Annotated in this window: 9 protein-coding genes; 7 read left to right on the plus strand and 2 right to left on the minus strand. The window is 50.9% G+C overall.

Annotated features, from left to right (window positions below; translation table 11 throughout):
- Positions 1-1065: 1065 nt before the first annotated feature.
- On the minus strand, positions 1066-1929 hold the full coding sequence (locus tag ACFQ03_RS14570) for a polysaccharide deacetylase family protein (RefSeq protein ID WP_379288997.1): 864 nt from the start codon (positions 1927-1929) through the stop codon (positions 1066-1068).
- 220 nt (positions 1930-2149) lie between these two features.
- Between ACFQ03_RS14570 and ACFQ03_RS14575 the strand changes: the two genes are divergently transcribed.
- The 7 genes from ACFQ03_RS14575 to ACFQ03_RS14605 all read left to right on the plus strand — a co-directional run bounded on the left by ACFQ03_RS14575 (position 2150) and on the right by ACFQ03_RS14605 (position 12984).
- Positions 2150-4468, plus strand: coding sequence for a helix-turn-helix domain-containing protein (locus ACFQ03_RS14575; protein ID WP_379289007.1), 2319 nt, complete (start codon positions 2150-2152; stop codon positions 4466-4468).
- A 300-nt stretch (positions 4469-4768) separates the two neighbouring features.
- The gene (locus ACFQ03_RS14580) at positions 4769-5662 is read left to right on the plus strand and encodes an ABC transporter permease (RefSeq protein WP_144935181.1); all 894 of its coding nucleotides are present in this window, start codon (positions 4769-4771) and stop codon (positions 5660-5662) included.
- Positions 5663-5681: 19 nt separating this feature from the next.
- Positions 5682-6542 carry a carbohydrate ABC transporter permease gene (locus tag ACFQ03_RS14585; protein WP_144935159.1) on the plus strand — a complete coding sequence of 287 codons (861 nt, stop codon included), beginning with the start codon at positions 5682-5684 and terminating at the stop codon, positions 6540-6542.
- 141 nt (positions 6543-6683) lie between these two features.
- Complete coding sequence (locus tag ACFQ03_RS14590) at positions 6684-8252, plus strand: extracellular solute-binding protein (RefSeq protein WP_379289000.1); 1569 nt, start codon at positions 6684-6686, stop codon at positions 8250-8252.
- A gap of 661 nt (positions 8253-8913) precedes the next feature.
- Complete coding sequence (locus ACFQ03_RS14595; RefSeq protein WP_144935155.1) at positions 8914-9969, plus strand: amidohydrolase family protein; 1056 nt, start codon at positions 8914-8916, stop codon at positions 9967-9969.
- 72 nt (positions 9970-10041) lie between these two features.
- Entirely contained in the window at positions 10042-10509 is a 468-nt protein-coding gene (locus ACFQ03_RS14600) for a Rieske (2Fe-2S) protein (RefSeq protein WP_313960577.1), read from the plus strand.
- 414 nt (positions 10510-10923) lie between these two features.
- The gene (locus tag ACFQ03_RS14605) at positions 10924-12984 is read left to right on the plus strand and encodes a hypothetical protein (RefSeq protein ID WP_379289003.1); all 2061 of its coding nucleotides are present in this window, start codon (positions 10924-10926) and stop codon (positions 12982-12984) included.
- 9 nt (positions 12985-12993) lie between these two features.
- Here ACFQ03_RS14605 and ACFQ03_RS14610 read toward each other — a convergent pair whose 3' ends face one another.
- The gene (locus ACFQ03_RS14610) at positions 12994-13551 is read right to left on the minus strand and encodes a histidine phosphatase family protein (RefSeq protein ID WP_379289005.1); all 558 of its coding nucleotides are present in this window, start codon (positions 13549-13551) and stop codon (positions 12994-12996) included.
- Positions 13552-14159 lie beyond the last annotated feature (608 nt).

Genomic DNA, 14159 nt, shown 5'->3' on the forward strand with positions numbered 1-14159 from the left:
TGCAGAGGCTCCATGTCAAGTCGGCACCTTAGAATCGGTAGAATACGCAAACTTACGAAAAACCTCCCAAAAGAGAGGAATTGTATACATGGTTATTTTTTTATGGTGCGGACTCCGGAATTAGGGGGCCTAGCCGATAGTGCAGGTCTTTTTGGGTAAAAGCCGCGTGGTGCGTTATTCTAAAGCGATAGTGCAGGTCTTTTTGGGTAAAAGTCGCCACATGCCTGATTCTATAGCGATAATGCAGGTCTTTGGAGCGATTTTTGCGAAATGGCCCCATTTCGTCCAAAAGACCTGCACATTTGAGCGTCTTTCGCCTTCTTTTTGGAAAAAGGCAGTTTTTTAATGCACTTTTGCTCGTCTTTGCGACGTCGTTACCGACCCGGATGCGACATGTTGGCTTTATCCTCGCCTGGCCCATCATTTGCTCCAATGGTCCAATGGTTCAATGATTCAATGGGCAACGATGAAAGAGAAGAGCGAATGTAATCACAGAGTGCTACTTCTTTTCCGTCCATCCCGGTATGATCCCAGGAAATCATTTTAACGTTGTCCCGAAGTACCCCAAATTACAACCCCCCACCCCTTTATAAATGGGAGTCGTTTTCTCTTCAACACTATCCAGCGATTCGTATCGTACATTCTCAGGTCGTACCACTTCAACGAAATAATCCCCTGGAGCTACTCGATTCCCATCATTCCCGGTAAGGTCCCATGAAAATTTTGCAACGTAAGAGAAAGCGTTGGGTATTACCCCAGAAAAAGTTGGTAGTGTACGGCTGTATAACGCTTCTTGGCTATCTAGCGGACGAATTTGCAAAAGCCTGCAGAAATACATCTCTTTGAGTGCTCACTTCAGTAGCTGGTTTAAAAACCTGCGATAGTGCATCTTTTTGCCTGTTAAAGTAGAGATTTAGAGATTTGGAAAGAGAATTCATGTATTTTCGCAGGCTTTTCTTTCGAACATCTCCATTCGCTTCATAATTGATGTATTATCGCAGCAATTTAGGTTCGCCCAATGGCCCAGGATGTGTTCTTCAGAGTAGGGGCTCACTTTAGAATCGTTCATTTGGTTGCTGCCACAACATGATTGAGAATGTTCTGATGCAGCGATTCCGCCGTAATCCACGGCCCTCCCGCATTGATTCGCGGAATTTGCCATGGGTCGGTTTGCTGCGTAACCATGCCCTCTTCAACGGTAAAAGCGTATCGGATTCCTTCCTCCTTGATTAATTGGATCGCAAGCTCATCATAGATTCCATACGGATAAGCCAAGGAATCGATAGTTTTGGGATAGCTCTGATTCAGCGAGTCGATGCAGGTTCGAGTATCCTTCTTAATGCGCTCTTTATATTCGCCTTCCGTCTCTTGAACGCCATCCTTTCCTATTATTCTAGCAATCATCAACGCTTCTCCCGATTCCGATTTGCGGTGGAGGGCGTGCGAATGGCATTGGAAGTCAATGTCTGCGGCTGCGGATGCGATGTCTTCCACTTGGCGATGACTCAGATACGGGATATTTCCGCCCGACGGATTATCCAGAAATTCAGTAATTACAAAATTAATTGCGGGAATATTCTTTTCTTTAAGCAGAGGATAAACATGGTCGAAGAAGCTTTCGTATCCATCATCAACGGTAACTAATACAGCATTGTCGGGTATGGAGCCGCCTTCTAAAAACTGTTTGAATTGTTGCGAAGAGATAAAATTGTAGCCCTTTCCTATTAAGTAGTCCAAATGGCTGGAAAATAGCTCTGTTGGAATGGTGGCAAGGCTTTGATCCACATCGTGGACATGATGATACATCAATACGGCGACCTGGTCCCGATACCATAGGGCTCCGGTATTTTCCTTAGCGCTTATGCCTGCAAAAATAATTGCATAACCCAGAACGAGCAAGATTACTGTCTTGACTACTATTTTTCCCATCTTGTCCCCCTGTTATTAGGAATGATATATACATAGACTTACGAATAATGGGAAAAGTTTCAAAAAACGACAAAATTTAATATTATGTTTGCGCATTGTTCGATAGGTGTCTTGAGAACGAGATGGCCACATACAATAAAATACTGTAGCCGTATAGTTAGGGTGGGGCTCCTTCCAGATGAAAAGGAGGGGGAAGAGGAGGGCTGTTCGGGTGAGGCGTATGATCAAGCAGGGATCTTTTAACATGGCCCTATTTTGGCGTTTCTTCACCAGCTATTTTATCTTGATCCTCATTCCCGCCATCGTTGCGTGTACCTTTACCTACTTCTTCATAGTTCGTCTGATCGAAGACGATGCGGAGAAGCTGAATAACGTCACTATGCGGAATTTTGCAGACCAGACGGACCGTACATTTTCTTCGTTGAAGACAAATATGATCAATCTGCTCAGCACCCCCAATCTGGTCAGCTTTCTTCAGGTAGCCGGCGACTCCCCCGATAACCAGCAGCGCAACGAGCTCGTCCATTCCTTGATGGAGCAGCTCAACAAGATCGATTCGGGCGGGTTGATGTACAGCGCCTATCTGTTTTTTGTCCATGAGGACCTCGTCATTGATTTCCAGACATACACCGGCAAGGAGTTTTATTTTCAACATTATTATCCTCTGGAGCCTGCCGAGAAGTCGGCTCTGTTCTCCTATTTCTCCGATAAACAAATGATGCTCTTCACCGAACCCCATACGATGTACCAGAAGCCTCTGTTTACGAATCAAGTCCTGTCCTCGTACTCTCATATTTCCGTCTTGATGAGCTATCCGTTCAATACCCGCTCCCCGGAGGTCTATCTCGTCGTTAATTTGAATGAGGACAAACTGCGCGAGCATATTGGCATCACCGAAAGATGGGTGACGGGCACGGCTATTCTGGACAGCTCAGGGCGGGTGATTAGCCAGACTGGTTCCATGAGACTGGACGCAGACTCTTGGTCTGACATCCTGCAAGCCAGCCAAGAAGGCTCCCTGTTCGTTAACGAAGACGGGCAGGCGGTGTCCGTCATGAGGTCGCATTTCAAGGATGACTGGTATTACGTCAGCCTCATCGATTTGCAGACGCTGCTGCAGCCGGCGCGCTGGATCAGCAGGGTCAGCTTCGTCTTTCTCGGTTTCGTGCTCGTATTGGGCAGTCTTGTATCCTATTATTTGAGCCGGAGGCTGTATACCCCGATCCTGGAGATCAAAACCGGCCTCGAATCGCACCATAAAGCTGCCGAACCGAAACCATGGTTTCCGGTGAAGGGGAATGACCTCGATGTCATCAAGCAGTTCTCCGGATTGCTGATTTCCGAGAATAAAGAGCTGTCCAGGCTGGTGGGCGGAATGTTCCCAATAGTGCAGGAGCACTTTATGACCAAAATCCTGCTGGGAGAATACCGGGACGGATTGTCCATTGAATATTACGCCAGGGAGATTGACTTCCCTTATCCGTCGCAGGCCGTCCGGACCGTGCTATGTATCGAAATCCAGTATTACGCCTCCGTTCTGGATCAGTTGTCGGAAACGTCCCGGTCGTTCCTGATGGCCGAGCTGAAGGAGAACATCCGCAAGCGGATGCCCGTTGCCGTATGGCTCTGCCAAACCCGGGCCGACTTGTTGGCCTGCGTCGTGCATAGCGAGCCCGCGAAGCCCTTCGGTCCGAAGGAAGCGGCTCAGATCCTGCAGACGATTCTTGTACAGCCCTATTACAAAGCGACCATCGGAATCGGCAAGACGGTCGACACGATAGAAGAGCTGCATATTTCCTACGCTCATGCCCTGGCTATGCTCCGGTATAAGGGACTCCGTTCCGAGGTCGAAATTTACAGCCCGGACAATGCCCGGGATGATCGTGCGGCTTGGGACAGCTTCCTGTCTGTGCAGGAGGTGAACAAAATTTTTAACCGGTTCAAAACACGCGATTACCCCGAACTGCTGCAGGCGGTATACGAGCTGCTGGAGGAGGGCGTGAGGAAGAACGCTACCGCTTTTCAGGTAAAATACTTGTGCTCCGATGTGTTAAATACGTGGATAAGAGCGGTCGAGACGGAGCGCAACGAGTTCGGCATCCCTTTCTACTCCGGATTATTCGTCAAGCTGGACCGCTGCGTAACCTGGGAAGAGATCCGGGACTGCTTCCGGGAAACCCACGCGCTGTTGTTCCTTGCCGAGAAGCCGGATGCCCGAAGAGGGCAGCTTGCGGAAATTCTCGAGTATATTCATGAACACTGCGGAGAAGAATTGTCCATCGAACGATTCGCCGAGCGAATGGGCATGTCGGCCGGCCACTTCAGCCGTACGTTCAAGGAAGAGGTTGGCGAGAAATATGTAGAGTATATCGCCAAGGTCCGCCTGGCCAAGGCGAAGCGGCTTTTGCTGGAGACGGATATGAAAATCGACGAGATTGCCGAGCAGGTCGGCTATTGGGGGCGAAATTCGTTCATTCGAATCTTCCGCAGATATGAAGGAACTACTCCGGCGAAATACCGGTCGATCCATCGAAAATAAAGGTGCGAAAGAAGAGACTCCGTTTTTTCGTGAGTCTCCTTTTTTCTATGCGGCTTGTCGGCAAAAAAAAAGCGACCCGGCAAAATTGAGCGCTTTACGCACGGCTTGCCCGCTCCGTATAGTAAAGCCACAACAACGATCGGACGGTGCCGCGAAATGAGGTGCCGCAGCAACCAATAAAATGAAAACGTTCCCGTAAGGAGGTGGGGATGATTGGCAGATCAAGCAGAAAACCGCGGAACCGCCGATGCCGCAGTACTGCCCGGAGCGAAGGGCAAGAAGCCGCCGCATTTATGGCTGATGCTGAAGAAGCACAAGGCACTGTATTTTCTGATGCTTCCCGGCATCCTGTATTACATCATTTTTAAATACTTGCCCATGTACGGCATCATTATCGCTTTCCAGGATTTTTCGATAGGCCGGGGAATATTCGGCAGCAAATTTGTCGGTTTCAAGCATTTTATCGAGTTCTTCTACTACACCCCGGATTCCTGGAAGCTCATCCGCAACACGATCATGCTGAATATTTACGATCTGCTGTTCCATTTTCCGGCGCCGATTGTGCTGGCCCTTCTGTTCCATGAAATTAAAAATAAAGCGTTCAAAAAGTTCGTGCAAAGTGTCAGTTATATGCCGCATTTTCTGTCCACGGTCGTTATCGCGGGGATTATCGTCATGTTTCTGTCCCCGTCCACGGGCATCATCAATTTTATTCTGGTGAAGGTGTTCGGCATGGAACCGATTATGTTCCTGGGCTTGCCGGAATGGTTTCGTACCGTATATATCGGCTCGGAAATCTGGCAGAAGGTCGGCTGGGGAACGATCCTGTATTTGGCGGCGATTGCCGGAGTCGACCCGACCTTATATGAAGCGGCCAAGATCGATGGGGCCAACCGCTTCCAGCAAATGCGCCACGTTACCTTCGTCGGGATGATCCCCGTCATGATCATTCTGTTCGTTCTGAATCTCGGGCATTTCATGGAGGTAGGATTTCAGAAAATTCTGCTGCTGTACAATCCGATGAACTATGAAACCTCGGATGTTATCAATACCTTTGTCTACCGCAGAGGGATTCTGGACGCCGACTTCAGCTTCGCTACGGCGGTCGGGTTGTTCCAGTCGGCCATCGGCTTCGTTCTGGTCGTCTTCGCAAACCGGATAGCCAGAAAACATTCGGAGACCAGTCTATGGTAACGAGCGGGGAGGGAACGGGATGAAAATCAGGGAAAGCCTGGCCTCCAGGCTGTTTGACGCCTTCAATACCGTGATCATGATTGGCCTGGTTATCGTGATGGTGTATCCGATGATTTTTGTATTCTCCGCCTCCATCAGCGAGAATGCCATGGTGGTGAGCGGACAGGTGCTGCTGTGGCCCAAGTCCTTGACCTTGGCTGCTTACGAAAGAGTGGTGTTCAATCCGGATCTGTGGGTGAGCTATTGGAATACGATTCGCTATACCTTCGTTCATACGGTGCTGACGTTGATGGCGACTTCCGCCATGGCGTACCCGCTCGCCAAGAAATGGCTTCCCGGACGCAGAGTGATCCTGCTGATGGCGGCCTTCACCCTGCTCTTCAGCGGAGGGCTCATTCCGACCTTCCTCGTCGTTCAGAAGCTCGGCCTGCTGAATACGATCTGGGCCATCGTGCTTCCTTCGCTAATCAGCACCTGGCATCTGTTTATTATGCGGACTTTCTTCGAAGCGCTTCCCGAAGAGCTGGAGGATGCCGCCACGATCGACGGCTGCGGGACGATTCAGGTGCTGCTGCGGATTGTTCTCCCGCTGTCGCTTCCGGTGCTGGCCACGATCGGGTTATATACCGCCGTTAACCAGTGGAACGCGTTTTTTGACGCGCTGATTTATCTCAACGACCGCAGCATGTATCCTCTGCAAATCATGCTCCGCAACATTCTGATCGCCGGCTCCAACGTGCAGGGCGAAGGAGACATGAGCCATATGGAAACGATGAAGTACGCCATGATCATTATCGCTACTTTGCCGATCTTGTGCATTTATCCGTTTATCCAAAAATACTTTATTCAAGGCAGCATGATCGGGGGGATCAAAGGGTGACCGCTTCGGCAAGCGGTAAGCAGAAGCGCGAGAGTACAGGAAGTCTTCTGTGCCTGCGGTGACGGGAAGTCCGGTCTCAAGTATGAATAATCACTTACCGGACCTTCTGACCAAAACCTAAATAAAGAGGAGGCGAGCAAGGTGAACAAAAGAACGTTAGCGATTACGCTCTCCACCGTTATGCTTGGCGGGCTGGCGGCAGGCTGCAGTGGAGGCAAGGGAGGGACGGCAGCCGAGACGCCCGGCGGAGCGGAAGGCCCGGGTCCGAAGCCGATCACCTTCACATGGCTGGTCTATGACCGGACAGAGGGGCGGGTCCGGGACGACTGGGAAATTTTCAAGGAAATTGAAGCCAAAACCGGGGTTAAGGTCGAATTTCAGGTTGTCAGTCAGGAGGGGATCAATGAAAAGAAACAGATTATGATCGCGACGAATTCCGTCACCGATTTTATTCAGGTAAGCACCCAGGAAGGCAGGGAGCACGGTCCGGAGAAGGTGTTCCTCAATTTGAAGGATTATCTGGATATTGCCCCCAATCTGAAAAAGTTCTATGACGATTTCCCGGAAGCGAAAGCGTTGGCCACCGGACCGGATGGCGGAATTTATACTGTGCCGGTGCTGGAGGGAGACCCCGAGGGCAAAGGCTTCAACTTCGTCTGGATGGCCCGCAAGGATTTGATAGACAAATATGGGTTGAAGCCGCCCGAAAGTCTGGATGAGTTCTACGAATTTCTGAAAGCGTTGAAGGAGAAGCATCCGGATTCCTATCCGCTCACGGCCAACTCACCGATCGGGGATACCGGGCTGTACACAGTGTTCGGCAGAGCCTTCACCGGCATTCAAGGCTTCTTCAATCTCCTCCCGGACGAGGAAAAATACGCCTTCGCCCCATACCACGAAGGGTATAAGGATGCCCTCATTTATTTGAATAAGCTGTATGCCGAAAAGCTGCTGGATCCCGAGTATTCGCTGCTGACCGGGGCCCAGTGGGAGGAGCGGATACTGTCCGGGAAATCTCTCGTCACTTATTTCTGGAAAGCGGATATTGATCCGTTAACCGAGAAAGGACGCACGGCCAGCGGAAGCCAGGAGTATGAGCTCGATGCGATTCCGCAATTCGCCGCCGACGGAATCAAGAACTATCAATATTCGCGTTCGCTCGTGGGAGGCAGCGGCCGGGCGATATCCGCCAAAGTCAAGGATAAGGAAGCGGCGGTCAAGTTCCTGGATTATCTGGTAAGCGAAGAAGGTTCCAATTATCTCTCACTCGGGATTCTCGGCAAAACGTATACGATTGAAGACGGAAAACCAAGGTTCATGGAGGAATTCGGGAACAGCCCGTATGTCCCTCTGCGCCGTGACTATGGGGTCTGGTATGATCATATTTCCCTCAATAATGCCAAAGCCCGGGCCGCGTGGGAGAGCGGCTTGAACGAGAAGAGCAAAGCCATTAACGCCAGATACGAGAAATATATCATTCCAGCGCCTAAAGCGATTGTCAAGACGGAGGAAGAGATGGAGCTGGAGAAGTCGAAGCTGAACAACCTGAACAAATATTTGGAGCAGAAGATTACGGAGTTCGTCACCGGGAAAACCCCGATTAACGACGACACCTACCAGCAATTTCTCGATCAGGCCAAGAAGCTGGGCGCCGACGAGCTGCTTGAAATGTACAATACGGCATACCAGCGAACCTATGGCTCCAAGTAAGCAACTGGTGTGATGGCCCGGTAGGTGGAGAGAGGACCTCGCATTTTGAACAGCCCAGGGAAAGACGTCCCGTGGAAGCGTAGAGGTCTCCCACTCCAATAAGTTGAACAGCCTTGGTAGGAGTGACGGCCGGAGGAGGGGGCCTCGAATTTGAACAGTCCCGGGAAAGACGTCCTGTGGAAGCGTAGAGGTCTCCCTCTTGAATAGGTTGAACAGCCCTGGTAGGAATGACGGCCGGAGGAGGGGGCCTCCTTTTCGACCACGCTGATGGACACTTATGCCTAAGACCTGGTCGGCTCGAAGGTGGTCTTTATCGACCGCGTTCTAACGGAAACGTAGGACCTTAATCGGCTCAAGATTGCCTTTTCGACCGGCTAACGGACTCCAATGACCTTATTCGCAAAAAACAGGGCGGAAATACGAGATATTCTATGAAATAAGTGCATCTGTTTCCGTTACCCCAAGGATAAACGGCTATCGCCGTCCTTAGGACGGGCGCGTTTACCGATGAAATATAAGAACAGGTATAGATGAAAACTTATACTTTCTTATATTTAAAAAAAACGTCCTATTTTAACGAAATAGGGTCTCTCAGGTCCGTTACCGTTTTATTATTGGGGACCTAGGCAAAAATAGATCATTTTGCAAAGGAGCTTAGCATATGGCGGAGAATTACAAGGTCATCGATGCCGATGTCCATAATGAACAGAACGATGCCGATCTTGTTCCTTATCTGCCGGAGCCGTGGAAGAGCAGGGTGGCCCGCAGCGGCGTAGGCTACTCGTACTCCGGCTACTATTCTCCCGTCGGTGTGATGCGGAGGGACTCGATCCCTCCAGGCGGCGGCAAGGCGGGCTCGGATCCGGAGCTCATGATCAAGCAATTGATAGAGCCCTACAATGTCGAGTATGCGATTTTGACGGGCGTGGTCTATAATATCTCGACCACACATGATCCGGATTTTGCCGCCGCTATATGCTCCGCTTACAACGACTACCTCATTGCGGAATGGCTGGGCAAGCACCGAGCCTTCAAGGGGGCTGCAGCCGTAGCTACCCAGGACCCGCAGCTTGCGGCCAGGGAGATCGACCGGATCGGCGGGCATCCCGATATCGTCGAAGTCATCATTTCCAGTGCGGCCCGCTCGCCTCTGGGACAGCGGCAATACCACCCGATCTACGAAGCGGCGGAGAGGAACGGGCTGCCTGTCGCCCTTCATCCGGGTGCGGAAGGAGCGGGCGGGGCTACCGCGCCGACTGCTGCAGGGTATCCGACGTGGTACATCGAATGGCATACATGCTTGTCGCAGATGTTCATGGCCCATCTGGTCAGCATGGTGTGCGAAGGAGTATTCGAGAAATTTCCCGGCCTGAAGGTTGTCCTCATTGAAGGAGGAATGGCCTGGCTGCCGCATGTCATGTGGCGGCTGGACAAAAACTACAAGGCATTGCGCTCCCAGGTGCCGTGGCTGAAGAAGCTGCCCAGCCAGTATATTCGCGAGCACTGCTATCTGACGACCCAGCCTATCGAAGAGCCGGATAATCCGCAGCATCTGGTCGACCTGCTGAACATGGTCGACGCCGAGAATATGATTCTCTACTCAAGCGATTATCCGCATTGGGATTTCGATCCGCCTTCCGCCGTCCTCCGCAAGTTAAGCCCGGATGCAAGAAGGAAGGTACTATACGAAAATGCCAAGCAGCTTTACAAGCTTTAGTATAGCGGGAAGATCGAAGGACCGGCAGCAGTCTGGGAGACTCGGGAGACTTGGGAGACAGATTTTCTTGTCATGAGACAGCAGCTTTTGTACGACAAGCAGCAGCGGTTTCACGGTATGCAATGGACCAGCTTGGCTCCAACCAGAGGTAAAACCGATTTGATTCTATCCGGACGGAGGGGGAAAATGGCGGTACATTATGTATTGAACGAAGGAGATGTGCCGGAGGGCGGGCATGTCATCGTTAACATAGGGGGCCGCGAGATCGGCGTTTATCTAATCGACGGTCAATACTATGCATTGTACAACTACTGCCCCCACCAGGGAGCGCCCCTGTGCAGGGGAATCGTGTGCGGAACGACGATGCCGTCAAGAGTCTATCAATACGAATTCGGCAAATCCGGCGAGATTGTCCGCTGTCCATGGCACGGCTGGGAATTCGAGATCAAAACCGGGAAATCCCTGATCGACGATAAAATCCGCGCCAAAAGCTACCCTATCGAAATTCAAGACGGAAAAATCGGGATTGTGCTGAAGTAGGGTGTAAAAGGGATAAAGAGGTCTCTGAAGTCATCAAGATCGTCAATGACTGAGGGACTTCTTCTTTTCGGTTTGGCCACCATACGGAAAAAGGAAAGTGAGTCGTTTAAAAAGCGATTGATAAAGCAAGATTAGGATTGAAGTGTTCAGCCGCCTAGGATTGGGCGGTTTTCCTATTGTTTAATAACATTTTGCACGGTAACCACACCGTTCCGAAGGGCAGAGATTATTGTATTATTTTATTAAATCGAGGAGAAGGGATTACTGACAAAATATCGAATATATCAACGTCATATTGTTTGTGGAACTTATTGGAACCGAAAAATTTGTTAACACCTCGGCGGAATGCCGCATTGATATAGCTCTTAACCAGAGAACCCATTTTACCAATTGTCCAGAAAAGGAGGGATGCCTTTGAACACGAAAAAATTGGCCCGTTTGATAGGAGTGCCTCCACAGGAAGCCGACGAATGGGCGGGGCAGTCGCAGCCTTTCAGGCAGAGAATTCTGGAGGAAGCGGCTCAGCCTTTCAACACCGAAGCGTTCCATTCCCTGGTTCAGGAATTGTCCCCGGTGGAGAAGCGAAATATGGCCAGGCAGCTGGAGCTGCCGCTCACCGCCTCCCCCAGAAGAGCTTTTCCGGATGCCGTGTTTTACAAGCTTCTGCTTTCCAAATTGCGGCAAACGTCAGGGAAGCAAAAGCTGTTGACGGCCATTCTGCTTACTGTAATGGACCTCTACGAGGAAGCAGGGGATTACGTGGAGGAGTTCCTTGAGGCCCAAGAAGCAAAAATAAAACAGTACGGGCATTGGCATTACTATTGGGCCCTGCGTCTGCACCCGGAACGTACCGAGGAGACGGAGGAACGGCTGCAGCAGCTTGCCGCCGTCAAGGAGGTTCAAGCGGGGAGGACGGAACCGGCTCCACAGCCTGATACAGCTAATGATGAGGCTTGCCGCTCTTTCATCGATCCCGGCAAGCATGCCGCTGTAGAACGAAGGCTGAAGCGGGAATCGGACCTCCGGCTTAAAGCCGAGCAGGAATCCGATCATTTGCGCAAACAATTACGCGTGAAGGAAAGATGGGCGGAACGGCTTAGCGAAGAAAAACAGAAACTATCGGCGGAAGCCTCCGCTTCACAGGAGGAAGTGTTACGCCTGCAAGCTTTGCTGGCGGAGCAGAGGCTGCGTAACGAGGTGCTGGGCAGCGAAAAAATGGAGCTTCTTTCCCGGCTTCGCGCGCTGGAAAGCTCGCTGGCGGGATATCAGGAAAGTGCCGCGGCGGCGGAACGGGAGCTGAAGCAGGCGAAGCACCGTTTGCTGGAATTCAAGCAGCGGTCGGCGGACCCCCGCGAGCTGGCGGAAAGGCTGGCTGCCGGACTCACTCAGGAAGCGGAACAATGGTGCCGGAAGCTGGGACAGCCCCTTCCGGACCGGAGCAGCGGCGCGGCTATTCGCCGTCATATTCGCTCTTTATTCGATATGATCGACTCCCTGGAGCGATACCTGCATGAAGAAGGCCCTATGTCTTCCCAGTCTGCCGTTATGAACCCGAAGAAGGATGCGGTACCTACGGCGGTTTACTCCCCGGCTTCGGAAGAAGGAAAGGAAGAGGCCCTATCGCTGGAAGAGTCGGCTCCTTCCCGGGAAGAAACCGCAGCATGGTTTGGCGGCACCTTTTATAGGCGGGATCATGGCGGTTATATTGTGCTGGAGCATGGAGAAGTGTTTAATATTACGGAATCCATGGTTCATCATTATCGTTTGGAGCATGAGGCGGAGGTCAGATGCAGGCCATATGAACAGGAATCCGGCGTTATTCATTATGAAATCGAGCTGCTGCTGCAAGGGGACGATACCTACGCTCCGATTAACCAGTTCAGCGGGTATGTGGAGCTGGGGGAGCATTTTACATTCTACTGTGTGGATATGAACAACCCGGAGAACCGCTACCCGATTCACTATCGCGATGTGGAAGTACAGGGTCCTTCGGATGGTGATCCCTGTTTGTTCAATGTAGCTGTGGACGGGCATTACGCCCGGCTTTCCAAGCTCTATCGAAAGTCGTCCCAAGGAGACGAAGGGATAAAGAAAAAACTGGATCGGCAGAAGCAGGCCTCATGGACGGCGAAAACGGATAAAAGCAAGCCGGAGCCTTTCCTGACAGGCTGCAAAATTGTCATTATTGGCGGACAGGCCAAATGGTTTGAATCGGTCGTATCGGAGACCGGGGCCGAGCTCGTTCATGATAATGGGGACAGTCCTGAGCGAATCCATGCCGATTTGCGCCGCGCCCAGGCCCTGTTCATGCTGATTACCGCGACTTCCCACCGAGCGACCTGGAGCTGCGTGGAGATTGCCAAGCAGTGCCGCATTCCGCATTATATCATTCAGGGCTCGAAATCCAATTTACGCACACTTCTGTGGGAAAATAAAGAGGCGATTCAACGGACAGCGACAGCGGCCCATTCATAATAAGGAAAATTAAAGGGGGGAATCCGCCCAAATCCGCCGGATAACGGGAGTTTCGGATTCGCCGGCAAAGGACAGATGATAGACATCCGGATTGGACATGGCTTCCCATTCCGAATAGCCGATCCGGCTGTCATAAGATTTCAGAAGCAGAGACAGCAGATTCCCATGGGAAACGACCACGGCATTTTTGTATGGACCATCAAGGATTTCCCTGATTACGGTAACGGCACGGCCTATCGCCTCGTTACCGGACTCCCCGCCTTCGTAGCTTAAGTCCAGATCATCGTAGGTTTTGCGAAGCATATCACGCCACTCCGAATGATTCTTTCCCGACAACACTCTTTCGGTTAAACGTGAATCCAGCTTGATTTCCAGCCCCCGGCGGACGGCAAACGGCTCTATAGTCCGGAACGCTCTTTCATACGGACTGGAAATAATATAATCGATAGATTTATCGGAGAAAAAATCAGCGAGCTTGTCGGCTTGCTCCAATCCGGTATCTGTCAGCCCGGCATCCGGCTCCTGGCCTTCGGCCTTGCAGTGCCGGACCAAATAAAGATTTTTCATGCTTACCAACCTCCTTGGGCATAGCGTTTCTTTTTCCTTTACTACCGGGATAATCCGCCAAAATAATACTCCTAATTTTCGTTATCTAATGATGCCGTGGTGAGAGTGTCAAGCAATCACTACGATAAAGAAGAGGTGTCCTCTATAGGATAGAGCAAATCGTACAGCCGTATCAATTTCCAAATGAAATTATGTCCAAATGACATTAAACCGGCTTTCTGTCTCCGGGGATACCCGTCACCATCGTCTTTGTCCGCCATCATTTCGAACAAGGAGGAATGGCTCGCCATTCTGTGCACCGATCTCACGCTGCCAGCAGGAGAGATTATCCGGATTTACGGAATCCGTTGGGACATCGGCGAAGACATCGCAAAGACGAGCAAAAATACATTGAAATCGTGCCTTTTTCCAAAAAGAAGGCGAAAGACGGTCAAATGTGCAGGTCTTTTTCACAAAATGGGGCCATTTCGCTAAAAATCGCTCCAAAGACGTGCACTATTGCTCTAGAATCAGGTATGCGACGACTTTTCTCCAAAAAGACGGGTCAAGTCCTGACTCTTGTGTAAAATTCACTACAATGTTTTCTACACTGGATTATTAGCCTAGCT

The sequence above is a fragment of the Paenibacillus residui genome (assembly GCF_042677205.1).
Classification (GTDB): domain Bacteria; phylum Bacillota; class Bacilli; order Paenibacillales; family NBRC-103111; genus Paenibacillus_L; species Paenibacillus_L residui.